We start from the raw sequence: 18,590 nt of genomic DNA on the forward strand, positions 1-18,590 counted from the left end.
CGCGGGGGCGCCGCCGCGGGGGGGGGGGGGGGGGGCCCCCCCCCCCCCCCCCCCCGCCGGTGCGTGTCCGCGGGACGGACCCGGACCGGCTGCCGGTCCGGTTGCCGGACCGATCAGACGGTGCCGCTCTTGGAGATGACGATCTTCTTGGAGGTCCTGCCGGAGTCGCTGCCGAGCGCCTCGATCGCCTTCACGACGTCCATGCCCTCGACGACCTCGCCGAAGACGACGTGCTTGCCGTCCAGCCAGCCGGTGACGATGGTGGTGATGAAGAACTGCGAGCCGTTGGTGTTCTTGCCCGCGTTGGCCATCGACAGCAGACCCGGCTTGGTGTGCTTGAGCTTGAAGTTCTCGTCGGCGAACTTCTCGCCGTAGATGCTCTTGCCGCCCGTGCCGTTCTGGTTGGTGAAGTCGCCGCCCTGGAGCATGAAGTCCGGGATGACGCGATGGAACGGCGAGCCCTCGTAACCGAAACCGTGCTGGCCGGTGGCGAGCTCACGGAAGTTCCGCGCGGTCTTCGGAACGACGTCGTCGTAGAGCTTGAACTCGATGCGGCCCAGCGGCTCGCCGTTGGCGGTGACCTCGAAGAATACGTTCTGGCCCATTGCTCTGCTCCTCATGTATGTGAAGGTTCGTCCCCGAGCATAGAGAAGCCGGGGCGGTGGACGCGTGACCGGGGGTGATCATGAGGTGCGAGGCCCGGGGGGACGGAACGACGGGCCGCCGGAGGCACACGCCCCGGAAACTCCCCGGGGAGCGGCGGCCTCGCACGGGGCCGCCCGGGTTCGCGACCGCACACCGGAATCGTCCCTCCGGGGTGTTCGTGGGACGTCGGGCACGGTGGTCCCGGCGACGGCGGGACGGCTCACGGGACCGCGCCGCCCGGGACCGTCGGCCGGAGGGAACCGGCCGACGGAGCGTCAGGCGGGCACCGTGACGATGCCGAGCGGCTCGCTCGTGGGCTGCTTCGATCCGCCCGCCGGTTCGGCCGTGATGCCCACGGCGCTGACGTCGTCCAGGGAACCGCGGAGCAGTTGGGCGTGCCCGCCGCCGGAGCCGGGGAGCAGGCCCGCTGGGCGCAGGGCACCGGACTCGGCGGCGTACCAGAGTTCGTAGACCTGGTCGTCATCGAGGCGGGGCAGACCCGAGGCGATGAAGGCCGCCCGGCCCTGGGAGCGGGAGGCGACGACGCTGATGTCGCCCCCGTCGGCCAGTCTCCGCGTGCTGATCGTGGCGTCCGCGGCCGTCAGGAGGTCGGTGAGGACGGACGCCCGCGCCCTCCCGGCGGCGGCTTCGGCCTGCGCGTCGTCCGCCCGGGCGTGCTGCCAGACGGCCACTCCGCCGAGCGCCGCCGCGAGGGCCAGACACGCCGCCAGGGCCACCCGCAACGCCCGCCGAGGGGCCGGAAGGGTGCGCGCGGGCCGCTCCTGACGCGTGTGCGCGATCTGTTCGAAGACGTGCCGGCGCAGCTCGGGGGACGGGGTCGCGTCCTGGTCCGAGGCGAGTCGCAGCGTGACCTCGGACAGCTCCGCCACCTCGTCCCGGCACGCGGCACAGCCGGCGAGGTGGTTCTCGAAGGAGGCCTCCTCGGCGGCCGGCAGGGCGTGCAGGACGTACGCGCCCACGAGCTGGTGCGGGTCTTCCCCGGCGTCCGTCATCGGCCGCCCTCCAGACATCTGCGCAGCAGACGCAGCCCGGAGCGCATCCGTGACTTCACGGTGCCCGCCGGGGTGGCCAGACAGGCGGCCACCTCCAGATAGGTCATGCCCTCGTAGTAGGCGAGCACCAGCGGTACGCGCTGATGCCGTTCCAGGCCGGCGAGACAGCGCTGCACGCGATCGTGCTCCTCGTGCCGCTCCACGGCCTCGGCCACCTCGTCGAAGGGAGGGTCCTCCGTGAGCAGGGCGCTGCGCCGCTCCCGTTCCGTGCCGGCCTGGACGTGCCGGACCCGGTCGACGGCCCTGCGGTGCGCGAGAGTCAGGGCCCACCCCCGGGCGGTTCCGAGTTCGGGGCGGTAGCGGCCCGCGGTCCGCCAGATCTCCACCATCACGTCCTGTGTCACCTCCTCGGCCTGCGCCTCGTCCCGCAGGACGCGGCGGACCAGGCCCTTGACCGGCCGTGCCAAAGTCTCGTACACATCGGCGAACGCGTCCTGGTCGCCCTGCGCGGCGCGCTGCAGCCGGGCGTCCAGCCACGCCTCCGCCGGTGGGTGCCGCCGCGAACCGTGTCCGTCCCGGCCGGTCTTGGCATCGCTCACAGAATCCGTCCGTCGCTTCCTTCTCGGCCTGGCCCGTCCGGCTCGACTCTCCGTCCTCGCGGCCTCCTTCGCAGCGCGACGGGGCCGTTCGCCGACGACGGGTGCGCGGGTGCGCGGAGACCGGCCGCGGCCGCGGGCGACCGCCGTGGCCGGCGACCGGTTCCGCGGGGAGGGGCCCCGTCACCGTGTATTCGTGGCCGTCCGGCCCGCGGATGGGCCGACGGGTCCCGGTCCGCCCCTCCCTGAAACTCGTACCGGAAACTTACACAGGTCTATCCTCATACATACCTTTTGTCGCTCCGAATGCTCTGTGTCCCGCACGACGAGGGCCTGGGAACACACCGTCAGTTTCGGCGTGAACTTCCCGGACAACGGCCCCCGTTGTGCTCGTCCATCACGTTGCGAGGGAGGTGAGTCCGATGACCGCACGCATCGGCCCCAGGAGGCTGCTCGCCGCGGCGGCCGCGACGGGCCTGCTGGCCGGAGGGGCCGCTCTGGGCACGTCCGGTGCCGCCACCGCGGCTCCGGCGCAGTCGTCCACGTCTTCGGTGGCTGCCCCCGGCCATCACGACCACCACGACCACTGCAAGTGGAAGAAGGGCCACTGGGAGAAGAAGTGGGTGCCCGGACACTGGGTCAAGAAGTGGGTCCACCAGGACTCCTGGCACCACGGTCACCACGCCCACGGCTGGGTGAAGAAGTGGGTCTACGTTCCCGGTCACTGGGAGCACGTGTGGGTCAAGGCCCACTGGGACTGCCGGCACCAGCACGGCCACTGAGCGCACCGGTCGAGGAGTGAGGACCGGGGGCGCGGTCACCCCGCCCCCGGTCCGCTCCGGTTCGTACGCGTCCCGCGCCCGCGGTGGGTGCCCCGGAAACGAGGTGGAGCGGGGGCGATCCCGTTGGTTACGCTCGTCCGATGACCACACGCACCTTCCGCGTCACCGTTCGCGGTGTCTTCGACGGGCTCGACGCCGACCAGCGCGCCGAGCTCCTGGCGCACGCTCCGGAGCACGACGTCCTGCGGGCGGCCTTCACCCCCGAAGGGCACCTCAGCTACGACGTGGCCGCGCGCCCGGCCTTCACCTTCCGTTTCCTGGACTCGGGGGAGGCCGAGGAGGACATCTTGGAGGCCGTCGAACGGGCCGAGGCCGCCGCGACGGCCTGGCTCACCGAACGCGGCTACGGCTTCAAGAGGCTCAAGTCCCAGGCCGAAGACCTCTCCCAGGCACCCCTCGGCAAGCGGCAGCGCCGGGCCGCCGCACAGAAAGCACCCTGATGCCCCGTATGTCATGGTGGCTCAAGCCGCCCATATGCTTGACTGGTCAAGGAGATGTCAATGAATGGAGGGCTGGACGCGGTACTGCGTCTGGTGCGGGCGCAGACGGCCATGGTGAAGCGGTTCGACGCCAGCCTCGGCGGCCTGCACGGAGTGAGCCTGGCGGACTTCACGATGCTGCTGCGGCTGTCCGAGGCGCCGGGCGACCGCATGCGCCGGGTGGACCTGGCGGAGGCGCTGGGGCTGACCGCCTCCGGTGTCACGCGGGGTCTCGTACCCCTGGAGCGCATCGGCCTGGTCAGACGGGACCCGGACGCCCGTGACGCGCGGGTGGCCTACGCGACCCTGACGGAGACCGGCCGGGAGCGGCTGTCGGAGATGCTCGTCACCGCCGAACGGGTCGCGGCGGAGGTCTTCGCCGAACAGGCGTGGACCGAGGAGGAGACGGCGCGGCTCGCCGGGTTCCTCGGCCGTCTCGGCGGCGCCGGGTTCCCCCGGCGGGAGTCCGGCGGCTCCTGAGCCCGCCACCCGCGGTTCCGGGCGGGGCGCCTCCGCCGTCGTCCGGCGTCCCGCCGGCTGGCGGCGCCCCGAGCGTCTCGCCCGGAACCGCGTACCACCGGTCGGCGGCCCCCGAGCGTCTCGCCCGGAACCGTGTACCACCGGTCGGCGGCGCCCCGTGCGCCTCGCCCCGGACCGGGTGTCCGTCCCGTCGGACGGGGCGCCCCAGGTGTCGTGGCCGTCGGGGCCGCCGCGGGGCCCACGGGACGCCACGACCGGGTGTGACGAGGCGTGTCGCGGGTGTCACGAGCCGGTGCGCGGACCGGACGGGTGTCCGGGGACGCCTTGCCTGTCCGGTGGCCCCGGCGCACGCTGGTGGCATGGAAGCTCGCGACGGGCCCACGCTCATCACCTCCGTCCAGCGGGCCTTCCGCCTGCTGGAGGCGGTGAGCGCGCACGAGAACGGCGCGCCCGCCAAACAGCTCGCACGCGAGACCGAGCTGCCGCTGGCCACCGCCTATCACCTGCTCCGGACCCTCGTCCACGACGGTTACCTCCGCAAGCTCGACGACGGCGGCTTCATCCTCGGCGACAAGATGCAGACCCTGCGGACCCAGGGCCGGGGGCAGGCACTGCTCAGCCGGGTCCGTCCCACGCTCGCCGCCCTGCGCGACGAGCTCGCCTCGGCGGCCTACCTCACCTTCTACGAGGACGGCGAGATCAGGGTCGCCGAGATCGTCGACGGGCCCCGGGCGCCCCGGGTCGACCTGTGGGTCGGTTTCGAGGACGCCGGGCACGCCACCGCGCTGGGCAAGTCCGTGCTGCGGGAGCTGGACGAGGAGTCCCGCAACGACTACCTCGCCCGGCACGCCCTTCCCGACCTCACCCCGCGGACCATCACCAGCCGGCGCGAACTGCTGCGTCACCTGGCGTCCTCGCCGGTGGCCCCGGCCGTCACGGACCTGGAGGAGTACGCTCTCGGCACGGTCTGCGTCGCCGTACCCGTCTACAGCGGGGAGACGCTGGGCTCGCTCGGGGTCTCGCTCCCCGCGGAGCGCCTGTCCCGGCTCGACGAGGTCCTGACACGGCTGATCCCGACCGCGAACCGGGTGACCAGGAGCCTCTCGCTCACTATCTGAAATCTCGGCGCTTGTGGCGCCCGCCTCGAACGTCTTTCCTGAATCAACCGGACAATTCAGGAATGAACTCAGGTGAGGACTGCGGACGAGCATGAGTCGGGCCCGAGAGCACGGTGGCGAGCACTGGCCGAAACGGACGTTCAGGAACCGAGACGCCGGTTCCTGGGCGGCGGCCCGCAAGCGCGCGGCCCACCTCGCCTTCGGCACACCGGTGCTGCCCCTGCTGGTCGTCGCGCTCGTCGTGCTCGTCGACCTGGCCGGGGGAGCGGGTGTGATCTGGCTGCCGCTGCTGGCCGCCGGACCCGCGCTGGCGGCCACCACCAGCCGGCCCTGCGGAGTCCTGTGCGTCGGTTCCCTGGCCGCGGCGCTGAGCGTGGTGCTCGGCACCCGGGACGGTGTGCCGGGCGGCCAGCTCACGGCCGTCCTGTCCGCCCTGGTGGCCGTCACCCTGGCGAGCGCGCTGGCCAGCGTGCTGCGCTGGCGCCGGGAGAGGGTCCTCGCGGCCGTCCGCTCCGTCGCGGAGGCCGCCCAGCACGCGCTGCTCGCCCCCATACCGTCGAGTGTCGGACCGTTCCAGGTGGCCGTCCGCTACAGCGCCGCCGCCGCGGAGGCCCGGATCGGCGGGGACCTCTACGCGCTGGTGCCGACGCCGTACGGCGTCCGAATGATCATCGGAGACGTCCGGGGCAAGGGGCTGCCGGCCGTGGGCACGGCCGCGCTCGTGCTCGGCGTCTTCCGCGAGGCCGCCTACGACGAGCCCGACCTCCTCGACGTCGTCGCCCGGATCGAACGGAGTCTGGCGCGCAACCTCGGCTACGACGACTTCGTGACCGCCGTCGTCGCCGGGTACCCGGAACCGGGCCGCCTGGAGGTCGTCAACTGCGGGCACGCGCCTCCGCTGCACGTCCGCGCCTCCGGGAGCGTCGCGTCGGTCGACCCCGTCAACCCCGCTCCGCCGCTCGGGCTGCGGGCCCTGACGGGTGAGACCCCGAGCCTCCAGGTGCTGCCCCTGGCAGACGGCGACCAGCTCCTGCTGTACACCGACGGGGTCACCGAGGCCCGCGACCACGGCCGGAGGTTCTACGCCCTCGCCGAGGGGCTGGCCCGGCACGTGTCCGACGAGCCGGCCACCACGCTCGCCGCGCTCGACGCCGAGCTCCAGGCCCATGTGGGCGGCCGGCTGCACGACGACGCGGCCCTGCTGCTGCTCCGCAAGCCGGTCCCCGTCGAGCACGCGTCCGCCACCGCCGCGAGCGGTGGCTCCGCCGCCGTTCCCGCCCCGCCCGGGCGGCACGCCGCGGACGTGGTCTGCTGCGGGGGCCCGGAGTAGCGGTTCGGAAGAGGGCCCGCGCCCCGTCGTACGACGGGGCGCTCCTGCGTGTGACGGGGCGCTGCGGAACGGTTCGTGCGGTGGCGCGCACCGGAACGAGTCCTGCGACGGGGCGCACGCCGGAACGGGTCAGTGGCGCGCGAACTGGAGCCGGGTCGTCTGCGCGGTCCCGGGACGCAGCGCGATGCCGTCGGCCGTCAGGCGTTCACCGTAGACGTCGGTGATCCGGACCGTCACGGTGGCGCCGTCGGCCGCGCGCACCAGCACGTAGGCCCCGCACGCCTTGGACGCCTCGTAGTCCGTGTGGTTCATGGCCGCGGTCATGGGGTCGTCGTCCGGACCGTAGGAGCAGGCCCCGTCGCCGGTCCCGGCGTCGTACGTGGTCGCCACTCCCCGGTAGCCGACGCCCGGGCGGATCCGTCCCGCCAGCGGCGCGGTCGCGGCCGTGGTCCAGGAGGTGCCCGGGGCCGACGGCCGTGCCGAAGCCGTGGAGGGGCGGGCCGCCGCGGTCGGGGAGACCGAGGGGCCGGGCGACCGTGTCCCCGCGGGGGACGCCGGTCCGGCCGAAGACCCCTGGCCGGGAGCCGCGGTCCCCGGTGAGCCGGTGACCGCCGGGGCCGCGGTGCGTCCCCCGTCGTCCTGGTGACCGGGCCGGAACGCCACGACCAGACAGACCAGGACACCGGCCGCGGCCAGTGCGACCGGGGCGACGGTCCACGGCGCCGGCCAGCGTCCGCGCCGCCGCGCGGCCCACCTCGTTCCGTTCATGCCCCTCCGTACGCCGCGCCCTGTCCGGGGGACATGTCTACTACGGACCACGCGGTGACGGGGTCATGTCGAACGAATGCGCCGGATCCGCTCCCGCCCCCGGGCCAGACCCGGCACCTCGACGAAGCGGTGGCTCAGCGCGCACAACGGCAGCAGCACCGCGAAGAACGCCGCCTCGAGCACGGGACTGTCGTGCCGGCACCGGCCGATCACACCGTCGCTCACCGCCAGCAGGACTGGATGGACCAGGTACACCGAGTAGCTGACCGTCCCCAGCCAGATCAGCGCGCGCGGGAACCTCCGGTGGCGCAGCGCGAGGGCCGCGCCGAAGGTGAGCACGGCCAGGAGGAAGGCCGTGATCCAGCCGCGCCGCGCGAAGTGAGCCGTGTCGCCGTACCCGTACGCGCTCCCCACGGCGCAGATCAGCACCACGACGGCGGTGCGGGCCACGCGCGGCCAGCTGCTCTCCCCGCTCTCCGCCCGCTGGACCGCGGTGCCGAGGAACATCACGGCGAGGATCAGCAGCCCTTCCCAGAGGGGAACGGTGCCGTTGAAGGAGACCAGGACCAGCGCGAGCAGCCCTCCGGCCAGGGCTCCCGGCACACGCAGCGCGGACGTCGCCGAACTCCCGCAGCGGACGGCGAGCACCAGGGCCACCGAGGCGAGCGCGACGAGCGTGCCGGTGCCGACCGCCGAGGACAGCGCGGACGCCGTCGGCACGAAGGCCACCACCGCGCTCACGGCGGCCAGCGCTCCGAGGACCACGGAGACGGCCGCCGGACGCCGGTGCAGCCGGACCGTGAACAGGGCGACGACCAGCAGGTAGAACGCCAGCTCGTACGACAGCGTCCACAGGACGAGGACGACGCTCGGCGTTCCCAGCAGTTCCTGGAGCAGGGTGACGTGCGCGGCGGCCACCGTGACGGGGTCCCGCCCGTCGAAGCGGGCGCCGAGATGCGCGACGCCCAGCAGGTTCAGCGCCACGGCCGAACCCACCACCGCCGCCCACAGCGGGTAGATGCGGAAGGCCCGCCCGGTCCAGAAGGCCCTGATGCTGCCCCGGCGCTCCAGCGAGGCGGGGATGACGTAGCCGCTCACCAGGAAGAACACCATGACGCCGTACCGGCCGACGTTCAGCTCGGGCATCAGCCGCTCCCGGAACTCCGCCATGAAGGAGTACGACGAGTGCTCGACCGCCACGAGAAGCGCGGCGATCCCGCGCAGGGCGTCCAGCCAGCCGAGACGAGGTGTACCGGCGGATCCGCCGGACGCCGGTCGTGGTGAGGCCGAGGACGGTGCCGGGGGGAGCGACCGGGAAACGGGAGGTGCGGGTTCCATGGAGTCGCCTGCCTGAACCGGGTCGTGCGGGGTGGCGGGTTCGCCGGGCCGGCCGGAGACGGACACGGCGAGCGGGGCGGCCCGGTGCGGGGCACGCCCTGATGGGACGGCTTGTCGCCAGGATCGCCCACGCGCCGGTCCGTGGCGCGTTCAAGCGGTGTTCCGGGGGAGGGGACAGGTGCGCGCGGCCGGGGGCGCCGGTCCGCGGCCGTACCCGGGCGGACGCTTCCGGCCGAGCTCTCGGGACGCCCCGCGGGTGTCAGGACGCCCCGGCCGCCTCAGGACGGAGGCCGCGGGTGATTCCGGCGGGCGCTCCGTGCAGTGGGCATGCGTGGTCTCCGGGGATGGGACAGAGTGATGCCATGGGTCGCCTGTGGATGACGTGGTCGATCGACGGCGTCGGATCGGCCGGGCAGAACGTCGCCGACGTCGAGGAGGCCTGTCGTGCCCTGGTCGGCTCCGTGGAGCGGTCGAGGCGTGCCTTCGAGGTGCAGGAACCGTGGGAGGAACTCCGCGAGTCGGCGCTGTACCTGCAGGAACAGATCCTCGGCCCGGGACGCGAGACCCTGGAGCAGGGCCGGCAGTGGGCGTCGAGCCTGAAGGGCCTGAGCGTCCTGCTGGTTCCGCGCGAGTGATCCGTACGGCGGCCGGGCCGGTGGCTCCGGCCCGGCGCCCGCCGTCCGCGGGAGGAACCGCCCGCCTGCCCGGCACGCCGGTTCCGGCGGGAGCGTCAGACGCCCTCCGCCGGGAGCACCACCTCGTGCCCGTACCGGAAGGCCGGGTGGTCGCGGAGACGGTCCACGTACTCCTGGAGCCGGGGACGCGAGTGGAGTCCGTCGGACCGGCCCAGCCCGGTGAGTGCCGTCCACACGTCCACGTCCGCCGCCGTGAGCGAGTCGCCCAGCACGTAGGGCCGCGTGGCGAGCCGGCGGTCCAGCAGGTCCAGGGCCGCCGCGAGCTCCGAGGGCGAGGTGGACGGGGTGACATCGCGGTCCAGCAGATCGCGGAGGGCGTCGATGCCGGCGGCGAGGGACGGGGGACGGAGGGGGGAGGGGCCGGTTGTGCTGTGCCCGGAGAGCAGCCCGGAGAGGTCGCGGAGGATGGCGGGCGCGTGATTGCTGACGATGCGTCCGCTCCAGCGGTCGCACAGGGCGGGTGCCGTGAGCGGTCCGTCGAAGTGGTGCTCGGTGGCCTCGTAGGCACGGCGCAGCGCGGCGAAGGCGTCGGGTGTCCGCGCCGGGTCCGCGAGGAGCGTGGTGGCGACCGAGTCCCGCAGACCGAGGAGCCCGAGGGTGACGGCGATGCGCAGCGAGTGCGGACAGTTCCGCGACAGATACAGCTCGTAGCGGTGGGGGGCGGGGTAGAAGCCGCCGGCGAGACCGACGCCGATGCGGCTGTCGACACGGTGGGGGAGAGCGGACGGTGCCGGCTGGAGACGAAGGGCGGAGGGGAGCGGAACGGGATCACAGGGACGCGAGTTGACGGTGCTGGACGTGCGCGAAGCTGTCTCGGGCATGACTCTCCCTGGGGGAAGGCGGAAGCCACCGCCGCTTTGTGGGCACCGGCGGCCGGATGCGGATTGACTGCACTTGCACTGGTCGCACCGGTCCGGATCGACGGACCGGTCAGGGATCAGTAAGCGCTGGAGACACGCAGCAGATCGATGTGCAGGCGCCTCGTCAAACCGCTCCTGGGCAAAATTCCCACCAGTCCCCACTCAGGGCTCGCGAGACGCGAGACCGCGCTTGCCCCGCCGCACCGGCGGGACCCGGTCGTCACCCGGGGCACCCCGTCGCAGCGGAAGGGTTGCCTGCCAGCGGGCCGGGGCCGATGACCACTGGAGGGGGTTCTACCCGCACCGTGGGCGCTGACAATCGTGACCGTCCAGGCCAGTTTCGGCCCGCTCTGAGGTGCCGTCAAGAAGGCGTACGGCGCGATCTCACCTGGTGGTCACCGTCATTGACATTCTTTTCGGGGCGGGCCTAACGTGCGGCACGAGCGGGATTCCTTCGGACCGGAGAAGAAATGGTGACGGCGATGCGCACAGTCGAGGGGACCGCCGCATGGCGCCGCCTCGGCCGCGACGTGCTGTGCGCCGACCGCTCCGTGGACCTGCTGCGCGTCAACAGCGCTCTCTGTACGGGCATGTGACCTCCCGTCAGCCGATGCTGACGGTCTTCTCGAGTCCTCGACGAACTCGGGCCGGCATCGACTTCCCGGTGATCCGGGGCTGACGGCTCTCCGAGTCCTCGACGGCCGTCGCCGCCGCGACGCGTCCTTCCCCGTCCAGCCCCCGTTCCCCGTGTGCCCGCGCACCGCCGTGCGCCGAGCCGTCCCGCTCGGTGCGGTGCCGACGCCTTCGCGGTCCGGGGTGTCCGAATCCGCTGGAGCCCTCCATGAGTCAACCTCCCGGCAGCGCCGTGTCCTTCGGGCCGGCGGCACCCGCCGAGGCGGTCCCCCGTACCGGCCTCCCCGCCGCGCCCGAGTCCCCGGCGGCCCAGCGGGTCCTTCCGCTCCGGCGTCCCGGCCGCCGCCTCGTCCCGGCCGTCGTGCTCGTGCTGGTCGCCCAGATCGCCCACGGCCTGGTGACCAACCCTTCTACCAGGGGGACCGCTTCCGGTACTGGTTCCTGCGGCCGGTCATCGTCGACGGCCTGTTCATCACCCTCGAAGTCGCCCTCTGCAGCGCGGTGCTGGCACTGCTGGGCGGCATCCTCTCCGTCGACCAGGGCCAGCACGAGGCGGCTTCCGCCCTGGGCCTGCCGAAGCGGTACCAGTTCGCGAGACCACTCGCGCGGCGCCCTGCGCACGCTGCCGCCGACCCCGCTGCAGAAGGCGCGGAACGGTCTGCGCGAGACGCGGGCCCGGTTCCGGAGGGAGACGGCGACATGAGCGGCGAGACGAACGGCCCACGGCCCGCGGCGGTCGAGGTGCACGACGTCCACAAGTGGTACGGCGCCCAACAGGTCCTGCGAGGCGTCCGGTTGACCGTGCGGCCCGGGGAGGTGACGGTCGGCGCCCTGCCCTCCGGATCGGCGCCACTGAACTTCGTCGGTGAGGACCAGAAGGCACTCACCGGCAGCGAACCCGACCTCGGCAGACTGGTCGCGGCGGTCCTCGGGCCGAAGCCCGTGGTGAGGAACTCGACCTGGGAGAACCTGTTCGTCGGTGTCGACAGCGGCAAGGTCGACGCCGCTTTCAGCCCCAACCCCGCCGTCGCCTACCCCGTCACCCAGAACGCCAAGTCCCCCCACCCGACCCGCAACGCGGGCCGGTTCTCCGGTGCGGGCGCGACGCTCCAGGGGCTGATCGCGGCCACCGCCAAGAAGGACAGCGGTCTCGCGAAGCCGGTCGCCGCCGCCGTCAACCACCTGATCGAGAGCGGCCAGTACGCCGAGTGGCCGGCCGCCTGGAACCTCTCCGACGAAGCGGTGGGGACCTCCCGGGTCGACCCGCCCGGCCTGCCGCTCGACAACTCCTGAACCACCTCCCGCCCAGGGGGACTTCGCCGTGCAATGGGAAGTCCCCCGGGGCGGGGCGGGACTCCTCGTACGATCGACCAGGAAGGCGCCTCCCGTGTCCTCGTCACCCTCTCCTCTGCATCTCGCCGTCGCCCTCGACGGCGCCGGCTGGCACCCGGCGGCCTGGCGCGAGCCCGCCGCCCGGCCCGGCGAACTGCTCACCGCCGCCTACTGGGCCGGTCTGGTCACCGAGGCCGAGCACGGTCTGCTCGACTTCGTGACCATCGAGGACTCCCTCGGCCTCCAGTCCTCCTCACCCACGGAACCGGACGGCCGCACCGACCAGGTCCGCGGACGCCTGGACGCCGTCCTCATCGCCGCGCGGGTCGCGCCGCTGACCCGTCACATCGGTGTGGTTCCGACCGTGGTGGTCACGCACACAGAGCCGTTCCATATCTCCAAGGCGATCGCCACCCTCGACTATGTGAGCACCGGCCGTGCGGGTGTGCGCGTACAGGTCTCGGCACGCCAGAACGAGGCCGCGCACTTCGGCCGCCGTACGTTCCCGCCGTTCCGCGTCCAGGACTACGGCACGCCCGCCGGACAGGAACTCGTGACGGACCTCTTCGACGAGGCCGCCGACTACGTCGAGGCGGTCCGCAGGCTCTGGGACAGCTGGGAGGACGACGCGGAGATCCGGGACGTCGCCACCGGCCGCTTCATCGACCGCGGCAAGCTGCACCACATCGACTTCGAGGGCCGCCGCTTCAGCGTCAAGGGCCCCTCGATCACCCCGCGGCCGCCCCAGGGCCAGCCGATCGTCAGCGCACTCGCGCACGCCACCGTCCCCTACCGGCTGGTGGCCGGGTCCGCCGACGTCGGTTACGTCACCCCGCACGACGCCGGCCAGGCCCGGGCCGTCGTCGAGGAGATCCGCACCGAACAGACCGCGGCAGGCCGCGGGGACGAGACCGTGCACGTCTTCGGCGACCTCGTGGTCTTCCTGGACGACACCCCCGGAGCCGCCGAGGACCGCCGCGGGCGACTGGACGCCCTCGCGGGCCACCCGTACACGAGCGACGCCCGGATCTTCACCGGAACACCGGCCGAACTCGCCGACCTCCTGCAGGAACTGGGCGAGGCGGGGCTGTCCGGATTCCGGCTGCGGCCCGCCGTCGCCGGGCACGACCTTCCCGCCATCACCCGTGCTCTGGTGCCCGAACTCCAGCGCCGAGGCGCCTTCCGGCGGGCCTACGAGGCCGGCACCCTGCGCGGACTGCTCGGGCTCGCCCGCCCCGCGAACCGCTACGCCACCACCGCCTGAGCCGGAAGGACCCCCGACCATGAGCAAGCCGCTCAAGCAGATCCATCTCGCGGCGCACTTCCCCGGCGTCAACAACACCACCGTGTGGAGCGACCCCGAGGCCGGCAGCCACATCGAGTTCAGCTCCTTCGCGCACTTCGCGCGCACCGCCGAACGCGCCAGGTTCGACTTCCTGTTCCTGGCCGAAGGCCTGCGCCTGCGCGAACAGGGCGGCGAGATCTACGACCTGGACGTCGTCGGACGGCCCGACACCTTCACCGTCCTGGCCGCGCTCGCCGCCGTCACCGAACACCTCGGCCTGACCGGCACCATCAACTCCACCTTCAACGAGCCCTACGAGGTCGCCCGCCAGTTCGCCAGCCTCGACCACCTCTCCGGCGGACGCGCCGCCTGGAACGTCGTCACCTCCTGGGACGCCTTCACCGGCGAGAACTTCCGCCGCGGCGGCTTCCTGCCCCAGGAGGAGCGCTACTCCCGGGCCCGGGAGTTCCTGAGCACGGCGAACGAACTCTTCGACTCCTGGCGCGGGGACGAGATCGTCGCCGACAGGGCGGGCGGCACCTTCCTCGACGACGCCAAGGCCGGGGCCTTCGTCCACCACGGACAGCACTTCGGCATCGAGGGGCGGTTCAACGTCCCGCGCTCCCCGCAGGGCCGCCCGGTGATCTTCCAGGCCGGCGACTCCGAGGAGGGCCGCGAGTTCGCCGCGTCGAGCGCCGACGCCATTTTCAGCCGCTACTCCACCCTCGAGGAGGGTCGGGCCTTCTACACGGACGTCAAGGCGCGGCTCGCCCGGTACGGCCGCCGCTCCGACGAACTGCTGATCCTGCCCGCCGCGACCTTCGTGCTCGGCGACACCGACGCCGAGGCCGAGGAACACGCCCGCGAGGTACGGCGGCTGCAGGTCAGCGGCGCCACCGCCATCAAGCACCTGGAGTTCGTCTGGAACCGGGACCTGTCCGCGTACGACCCGGACGGCCCGCTTCCCGACATCGACCCGGACCCCGGCGAACACACCGTCGCCCGGGGCCGCGCCCAGGTCCGGATGTACCGCGACCCGCTGGCCGTCGCCCGCGAGTGGCGCGAGCGGGCCGCCGCCAACAACTGGTCCATCCGCGACCTCGTCATCGAGACCGGCAGCAGGCAGGCATTCGTCGGAAGCCCCGCCACGGTCGCCGAGACGATCGACGACTTCGTCCAGTCCGACGCCTCCGACGGTTTCATCCTCGTCCCGCACGTCACCCCGGGCGGCCTCGACGCCTTCGCCGACAAGGTCGTCCCGCTGCTCCAGGAACGCGGCGTCCACCGCACCGAGTACGAGGGCACCACCCTGCGCGACCACCTCGGCCTCGCCCACCCCGACGCCGGTGCGCTCGCCGACCGGGCGGCGTCATGAGGTTCCCGGCGATCGCCCGGGTCGCGCACGCCCCCGCCCGCACATCCGCCGAGCGCTGAGGAGGCCTCCGCACATGTCCGACATCCCTCTCGGCGTTCTCGACCTCGTCCCGATCTCCTCCGGCTCCACCGCCGGGGACGCGCTGCGCAACTCCATCGACCTGGCCCGGCGGGCCGAGAGCCTCGGGTACGCCCGCTACTGGTTCGCCGAACACCACCTCAACCCCGGCGTGGCCGGAACCTCGCCCGCCGTCGTCATCGCCCTGACCGCCGCCGCGACCTCGGCCATCCGGCTCGGCGCCGGTGCCGTGCAACTCGGCCACCGCACCGCCCTGTCCACGGTCGAGGAGTTCGGCCTGATCGACGCGCTGCACCCCGGCCGCCTCGACCTGGGCCTCGGGCGTTCCGGAGGCCGTCCGTCCGGCAAGCCGTCCGCCCCACCCGTGACCGCGACCCCCGTGGTCGACGGCCGCGCGCCGAACGGGCTCCGCATCCCGCCCCGCTTCTCCTTCGAGCACCTGCTCGGCTCACCCAGGGTCGCCCTCCAGCGCACCCTCCTCCAGCAGCCGAACGCCGAGTCGCAGGACTACGGCGACCAGATCGACGACATCCTCGCGCTCCTCGCGGGCACCTACCGCTCCGCGGACGGCGTCGAGGCGCGCGCCGTCCCGGGCGAGGGAGCGGACCTGGAGATCTGGATCCTGGGCAGCAGCGGCGGTCGGAGCGCAGAGGTCGCGGGCCGCGGCGGACTGCGGTTCGCGGCGAACTACCACGTCAGCCCGGCCACCGTGCTGGAGGCGGTGGACGGCTACCGCGCCGCGTTCCAGCCCTCCGACCTCCTCGACAAGCCGTACGTCAGCGTGTCCGCGGACGTCGTGGTCGCCGAGGACGACGAGAAGGCCCGGGAACTCGCCACCGGATACGGTCTCTGGGTGCGCAGCATCCGCACGGCCGAGGGAGCCATCGAGTTCCCCACCCCGGACGAGGCACGCGCCCACGTCTGGTCGGACGCCGACCGGGCACTCGTCCAGGACCGCCTCGACACCCGGTTCGTCGGCTCCCCGGGGCGCGTCGCCGACCGGCTGGCGCAGCTGCAGGAGGCCACGGGCGCCGACGAGCTGCTCGTCACCACGATCACCCACGGGCACGCGGACCGGGTGCGGTCGTACGAGCTGCTGGCCGAGGAGTGGCGAAAGAGGTGACGCGGCGCCGGTGGCCATGGGCGAAGCGGTGGGCCACCGGCCCCGGGGCCGCTGGCCCACCGCGCCGGAGCCGGTTCGCCCGGCGGTACGGTGGCGAGAAGATCGCCGCGACCGGCGAACCGACCGGACCGTGGAAGGAACCACCGAGATCATGCGCGTCATCGTGGCCCGTCGGCTGACGGATGTGTCCGGATGAACGGCACCGCGGCACCCGGCGCCGGGGATCCCGTCCTGCTGCGCACCGAGGGACGGGCCGCCCACCTCGTCCTCAACCGGCCCAGGGCCCTGAACGCCCTGAACCACGAGATGGTGCGCCGGATCGACGAGGCGCTCACCGCCTGGGAACACGACCCCGCCGTCGAGACCGTCGTCATCACCGGCGCCGGAGAGCGCGGACTGTGCGCGGGCGGCGACATCCGGGCCGTCCACGACGACGCGCGCGACGGGGACGGCACCGCGTCCGCCGCCTTCTGGCGCGACGAGTACCGCCTCAACGCCCGGATCGCCCGCTACCCCAAGCCGTACGTGGCGCTCATGGACGGCATCGTCATGGGCGGCGGCGTCGGGATCTCCGCGCACGGCAGCGTCCGCGTCGTCACCGAGCGCTCGCGCGTCGCCATGCCCGAGACCCTCATCGGTTTCGTCCCCGACGTCGGCGGCACCCGTCTGCTCGCCCTCGCCCCGGGCGAACTCGGCACCCATCTCGCCCTGACGGGAGCCTCGGCCGGCGCCGGGGACGCCCTGCTGTGCGGCCTCGCCGACCACTACGTGCCGTCCTCCTCGCTCCCGCGGTTCCTGGCCGACCTCGCGGACCGGCCCGTGACCGAGGCACTGGCCGCCCACGAGAGGCCCGCGCCCCCGGCGGAACTCACGGAGCGGCGCGAGTGGATCGACGCCTGCTACGCCGCCGATACGGTCGAGGAGATCGTCCACCGGCTGTTCGCGGCCGGCGATCCCGCGGCCAAGGAGACGGCGGAGACCCTCCTCGGCAACTCGCCCACCGCACTGAAGGTCACGCTGGCCGCCCTGCGCAGGGCCCGGCGGCTCGGCTCGCTGGAACGCGTCCTGGACCAGGAGTACCGCGTCTCCTGCGCGGCCCTCGCCGCTCCCGACCTGGTCGAGGGCGTCCGGGCCCGGATCGTCGACAAGGACCGCGAGCCGCGCTGGTCCCCGGCCACGCTCGCCGAGGTCACCGACGCCGACGTCGAGCGCTTCTTCACACCTCTGGGCGAGCGTGAACTCGGGCTGTCCGAGGGCGAGTTCGGCACGGGGACGGAGGCGGGGCAGGACTGAGGACCGCGCGCCACCTGGGACGAGAGGAAGATCACCCCGGTCGGCGCGGTCTTGGCCGGGCACGCGTCGCACGGTACGGTCGGTCCGATATCGATGACGTCAAGACGGAAGCCGGTGGAAATCCGGCACGGTCGCGCCACTGTGAACGAGACGTCCCAGCCACGCTGGGCCCCGTGAGTCAGACCCGTAGGCGTCATCCTGTGCACCACCGAGATGGGACGCGAACTCCCGAGGAGGTCCTGCCATGGCGCAGACCGTCGCCCAGCCGACAGCCAACACCCCCGCTCTCCCCGCCAAGTTGCCGATCGGCGCGATCGTCCCCTGGGCGGCCTTCTTCGGCATCCTCATGCTGGTCCTGCTGTACTTCGTCGGCGCCGAACAGGGTGCCACCTCCGTCGTCTCCGGCGAGGGCGTCCACGAGTGGGTGCACGACGCCCGGCACCTGCTCGGCTTCCCCTGCCACTGACCCGAGGGGACCGCGCACACCCATGAACTCCGCAACGGTAAGAAACCTCCTCGTACGCGGCATGCTCGCCGGCCTCGCCGCCGGTGTACTCGCCCTGGTCGTCGCGTACTTCCTCGGTGAACCGAGCGTCGACACCGCGATCGGCCTGGAAGGCCACGCCGCGGGGCACGAGCACGAGCACGGGCAAGAGGTCGAACTCGTCTCCCGCAGCCTCCAGTCCACCGCGGGCCTCGCCACCGGCGTCCTGGTCTACGGCGTCTCCTTCGGAGGGATCGCCGCGCTCGCCTACTGCTTCGCACTGGGCCGCGTGGGCCGCTTCGGACCGCGTGCCACCGCGCTCCTGCTGTCCGGGACCGCGCTGCTCGCCGTGTACGTCGTGCCGTTCCTGAAGTACCCGGCCAACCCGCCGGCGGTCGGTGACGCCGACACCATCGGCAAGCGGACCGCCCTGTACTTCCTGATGATGGTCCTCAGCGTGCTCCTCGCGGTGGGTGCCGTCATCCTCGGCAAGCGCCTCGCGCCGAGCCTCGGCGCCTGGTACGCCACCGTCACCGCGGTGGCCGCCTACGCCGTCGTGATCGGACTCGCCTACGCGTTCCTGCCCGTGGTCAACGAGGTTCCGGAGCACTTCCCGGCCACCCTGCTGTGGCGGTTCAGGCTCTCCGCCCTGGCCATCCAGACCGTCCTGTGGGGCGGATTCGGCCTGCTCTTCGGCGAGTTGGCCGAGCGCATGCTCAACCCCCGGTCCGCGGACGCTCCTTCGGGCCGGTCGGTCCCGGCCGTGAACTGAACCCTCCCGCGTGAACGCCACGGGCCCCCGGATCACTCCGGGGGCCCGTGG

The 18,590-nt window shown here is 73.0% G+C and carries 20 protein-coding genes, 1 pseudogene and 2 riboswitches; of the genes and pseudogenes, 14 read left to right on the forward strand and 7 right to left on the reverse strand.

What is annotated here, in order from left to right; genetic code table 11:
• Window positions 1–113: 113 nt before the first annotated feature.
• The 3 genes from ACFW6B_RS24625 to sigK all read right to left on the reverse strand — a co-directional run bounded on the left by ACFW6B_RS24625 (window position 114) and on the right by sigK (window position 2,257).
• On the reverse strand, window positions 114–605 hold the full coding sequence (locus ACFW6B_RS24625) for a peptidylprolyl isomerase (protein WP_386598778.1): 492 nt from the start codon (window positions 603–605) through the stop codon (window positions 114–116).
• 315 nt (window positions 606–920) lie between these two features.
• Entirely contained in the window at window positions 921–1,658 is a 738-nt protein-coding gene (locus tag ACFW6B_RS24630; RefSeq protein WP_386598780.1) for an anti-sigma factor domain-containing protein, read from the reverse strand.
• Window positions 1,655–2,257 (reverse strand): ECF RNA polymerase sigma factor SigK, encoded by a 603-nt coding sequence (gene sigK, locus ACFW6B_RS24635; protein WP_386598782.1) that lies wholly within the window; start codon window positions 2,255–2,257, stop codon window positions 1,655–1,657. Before sigK ends, ACFW6B_RS24630 begins: the two co-directional genes overlap by 4 nt.
• Before the next feature lie 419 nt (window positions 2,258–2,676).
• Here sigK and ACFW6B_RS24640 point away from each other — a divergent pair, with 419 nt between their 5' ends.
• From ACFW6B_RS24640 to ACFW6B_RS24660, 5 genes are all read left to right on the forward strand, one after another.
• Window positions 2,677–3,036, forward strand: coding sequence for a hypothetical protein (locus tag ACFW6B_RS24640; RefSeq protein WP_386598783.1), 360 nt, complete (start codon window positions 2,677–2,679; stop codon window positions 3,034–3,036).
• Between the two features lie 140 nt (window positions 3,037–3,176).
• Entirely contained in the window at window positions 3,177–3,536 is a 360-nt protein-coding gene (locus tag ACFW6B_RS24645) for a DUF6204 family protein (RefSeq protein ID WP_386598785.1), read from the forward strand.
• Between the two features lie 60 nt (window positions 3,537–3,596).
• Window positions 3,597–4,055: a MarR family winged helix-turn-helix transcriptional regulator gene (locus tag ACFW6B_RS24650; protein WP_386598787.1), complete on the forward strand. Its 459-nt coding sequence runs from the start codon at window positions 3,597–3,599 to the stop codon at window positions 4,053–4,055.
• A gap of 359 nt (window positions 4,056–4,414) precedes the next feature.
• Complete coding sequence (locus tag ACFW6B_RS24655) at window positions 4,415–5,173, forward strand: IclR family transcriptional regulator (RefSeq protein WP_386598788.1); 759 nt, start codon at window positions 4,415–4,417, stop codon at window positions 5,171–5,173.
• Window positions 5,174–5,264: 91 nt separating this feature from the next.
• Window positions 5,265–6,503 (forward strand): PP2C family protein-serine/threonine phosphatase, encoded by a 1,239-nt coding sequence (locus ACFW6B_RS24660; protein ID WP_386598790.1) that lies wholly within the window; start codon window positions 5,265–5,267, stop codon window positions 6,501–6,503.
• A 129-nt stretch (window positions 6,504–6,632) separates the two neighbouring features.
• Here ACFW6B_RS24660 and ACFW6B_RS24665 read toward each other — a convergent pair whose 3' ends face one another.
• The gene (locus tag ACFW6B_RS24665) at window positions 6,633–7,271 is read right to left on the reverse strand and encodes a hypothetical protein (RefSeq protein ID WP_386598792.1); all 639 of its coding nucleotides are present in this window, start codon (window positions 7,269–7,271) and stop codon (window positions 6,633–6,635) included.
• Window positions 7,272–7,334: 63 nt separating this feature from the next.
• Window positions 7,335–8,609 carry an acyltransferase family protein gene (locus ACFW6B_RS24670; RefSeq protein ID WP_386598794.1) on the reverse strand — a complete coding sequence of 425 codons (1,275 nt, stop codon included), beginning with the start codon at window positions 8,607–8,609 and terminating at the stop codon, window positions 7,335–7,337.
• A gap of 362 nt (window positions 8,610–8,971) precedes the next feature.
• On the opposite strand from ACFW6B_RS24670, the gene ACFW6B_RS24675 reads away from it, so the two are divergent.
• Window positions 8,972–9,244: a hypothetical protein gene (locus ACFW6B_RS24675; protein ID WP_386598796.1), complete on the forward strand. Its 273-nt coding sequence runs from the start codon at window positions 8,972–8,974 to the stop codon at window positions 9,242–9,244.
• Window positions 9,245–9,339: 95 nt separating this feature from the next.
• Here ACFW6B_RS24675 and ACFW6B_RS24680 read toward each other — a convergent pair whose 3' ends face one another.
• On the reverse strand, window positions 9,340–10,125 hold the full coding sequence (locus ACFW6B_RS24680; RefSeq protein ID WP_386598798.1) for a glutathione S-transferase family protein: 786 nt from the start codon (window positions 10,123–10,125) through the stop codon (window positions 9,340–9,342).
• 116 nt (window positions 10,126–10,241) lie between these two features.
• Window positions 10,242–10,388, reverse strand: coding sequence for a putative leader peptide (locus ACFW6B_RS24685; protein WP_386598800.1), 147 nt, complete (start codon window positions 10,386–10,388; stop codon window positions 10,242–10,244).
• Window positions 10,346–10,491, reverse strand: a riboswitch (SAM riboswitch). It overlaps the preceding gene by 43 nt.
• 514 nt (window positions 10,492–11,005) lie before the next feature.
• On the opposite strand from ACFW6B_RS24685, the pseudogene ACFW6B_RS24690 reads away from it, so the two are divergent.
• The 8 genes and pseudogenes from ACFW6B_RS24690 to ACFW6B_RS24725 all read left to right on the forward strand — a co-directional run.
• Window positions 11,006–11,325: pseudogene (locus tag ACFW6B_RS24690) on the forward strand (amino acid ABC transporter permease); the annotation flags it as partial.
• Window positions 11,326–11,496: 171 nt separating this feature from the next.
• On the forward strand, window positions 11,497–12,090 hold the full coding sequence (locus ACFW6B_RS24695) for a transporter substrate-binding domain-containing protein (protein ID WP_386598822.1): 594 nt from the start codon (window positions 11,497–11,499) through the stop codon (window positions 12,088–12,090).
• Window positions 12,091–12,184: 94 nt separating this feature from the next.
• Complete coding sequence (locus tag ACFW6B_RS24700) at window positions 12,185–13,393, forward strand: LLM class flavin-dependent oxidoreductase (RefSeq protein ID WP_386598802.1); 1,209 nt, start codon at window positions 12,185–12,187, stop codon at window positions 13,391–13,393.
• Window positions 13,394–13,412: 19 nt separating this feature from the next.
• A complete protein-coding gene (locus ACFW6B_RS24705; RefSeq protein WP_386598804.1) occupies window positions 13,413–14,789 on the forward strand; it encodes an NtaA/DmoA family FMN-dependent monooxygenase in 1,377 nt (458 codons plus the stop codon).
• Window positions 14,790–14,862: 73 nt separating this feature from the next.
• Window positions 14,863–15,990, forward strand: coding sequence for an LLM class flavin-dependent oxidoreductase (locus tag ACFW6B_RS24710; protein WP_386598806.1), 1,128 nt, complete (start codon window positions 14,863–14,865; stop codon window positions 15,988–15,990).
• Window positions 15,991–16,182: 192 nt separating this feature from the next.
• On the forward strand, window positions 16,183–17,283 hold the full coding sequence (locus ACFW6B_RS24715) for an enoyl-CoA hydratase/isomerase family protein (protein ID WP_386598808.1): 1,101 nt from the start codon (window positions 16,183–16,185) through the stop codon (window positions 17,281–17,283).
• 58 nt (window positions 17,284–17,341) lie between these two features.
• Window positions 17,342–17,488: riboswitch (cobalamin riboswitch) on the forward strand.
• Window positions 17,489–17,527: 39 nt separating this feature from the next.
• Entirely contained in the window at window positions 17,528–17,749 is a 222-nt protein-coding gene (locus ACFW6B_RS24720) for a CbtB-domain containing protein (RefSeq protein ID WP_386598810.1), read from the forward strand.
• A 22-nt stretch (window positions 17,750–17,771) separates the two neighbouring features.
• Complete coding sequence (locus ACFW6B_RS24725; protein ID WP_386598812.1) at window positions 17,772–18,539, forward strand: CbtA family protein; 768 nt, start codon at window positions 17,772–17,774, stop codon at window positions 18,537–18,539.
• The last annotated feature ends 51 nt before the right edge of the window (window positions 18,540–18,590 follow it).

Source organism: Streptomyces sp. NPDC058751, from assembly GCF_042746485.1.
In the GTDB taxonomy this organism is placed as follows: domain Bacteria; phylum Actinomycetota; class Actinomycetes; order Streptomycetales; family Streptomycetaceae; genus Streptomyces.

What these genes read in the sequence shown, in the direction of transcription:
- ACFW6B_RS24675 (WP_386598796.1), top strand. Translation starts at nt 8,972, where the DNA reads ATGGGTCGCCTGTGGATGACGTGGTCGATCGACGGCGTCGGATCGGCC.
- ACFW6B_RS24655 (WP_386598788.1), top strand. Translation starts at nt 4,415, where the DNA reads ATGGAAGCTCGCGACGGGCCCACGCTCATCACCTCCGTCCAGCGGGCC.
- ACFW6B_RS24625 (WP_386598778.1), bottom strand. Translation starts at nt 605, where the DNA reads ATGGGCCAGAACGTATTCTTCGAGGTCACCGCCAACGGCGAGCCGCTG.
- ACFW6B_RS24695 (WP_386598822.1), top strand. Translation starts at nt 11,497, where the DNA reads ATGAGCGGCGAGACGAACGGCCCACGGCCCGCGGCGGTCGAGGTGCAC.
- ACFW6B_RS24650 (WP_386598787.1), top strand. Translation starts at nt 3,597, where the DNA reads ATGAATGGAGGGCTGGACGCGGTACTGCGTCTGGTGCGGGCGCAGACG.
- ACFW6B_RS24715 (WP_386598808.1), top strand. Translation starts at nt 16,183, where the DNA reads ATGAACGGCACCGCGGCACCCGGCGCCGGGGATCCCGTCCTGCTGCGC.
- ACFW6B_RS24665 (WP_386598792.1), bottom strand. Translation starts at nt 7,271, where the DNA reads ATGAACGGAACGAGGTGGGCCGCGCGGCGGCGCGGACGCTGGCCGGCG.
- ACFW6B_RS24660 (WP_386598790.1), top strand. Translation starts at nt 5,265, where the DNA reads ATGAGTCGGGCCCGAGAGCACGGTGGCGAGCACTGGCCGAAACGGACG.
- ACFW6B_RS24680 (WP_386598798.1), bottom strand. Translation starts at nt 10,125, where the DNA reads ATGCCCGAGACAGCTTCGCGCACGTCCAGCACCGTCAACTCGCGTCCC.
- ACFW6B_RS24705 (WP_386598804.1), top strand. Translation starts at nt 13,413, where the DNA reads ATGAGCAAGCCGCTCAAGCAGATCCATCTCGCGGCGCACTTCCCCGGC.
- ACFW6B_RS24645 (WP_386598785.1), top strand. Translation starts at nt 3,177, where the DNA reads ATGACCACACGCACCTTCCGCGTCACCGTTCGCGGTGTCTTCGACGGG.
- ACFW6B_RS24710 (WP_386598806.1), top strand. Translation starts at nt 14,863, where the DNA reads ATGTCCGACATCCCTCTCGGCGTTCTCGACCTCGTCCCGATCTCCTCC.
- ACFW6B_RS24640 (WP_386598783.1), top strand. Translation starts at nt 2,677, where the DNA reads ATGACCGCACGCATCGGCCCCAGGAGGCTGCTCGCCGCGGCGGCCGCG.
- ACFW6B_RS24630 (WP_386598780.1), bottom strand. Translation starts at nt 1,658, where the DNA reads ATGACGGACGCCGGGGAAGACCCGCACCAGCTCGTGGGCGCGTACGTC.
- ACFW6B_RS24720 (WP_386598810.1), top strand. Translation starts at nt 17,528, where the DNA reads ATGGCGCAGACCGTCGCCCAGCCGACAGCCAACACCCCCGCTCTCCCC.
- ACFW6B_RS24670 (WP_386598794.1), bottom strand. Translation starts at nt 8,609, where the DNA reads ATGGAACCCGCACCTCCCGTTTCCCGGTCGCTCCCCCCGGCACCGTCC.
- ACFW6B_RS24725 (WP_386598812.1), top strand. Translation starts at nt 17,772, where the DNA reads ATGAACTCCGCAACGGTAAGAAACCTCCTCGTACGCGGCATGCTCGCC.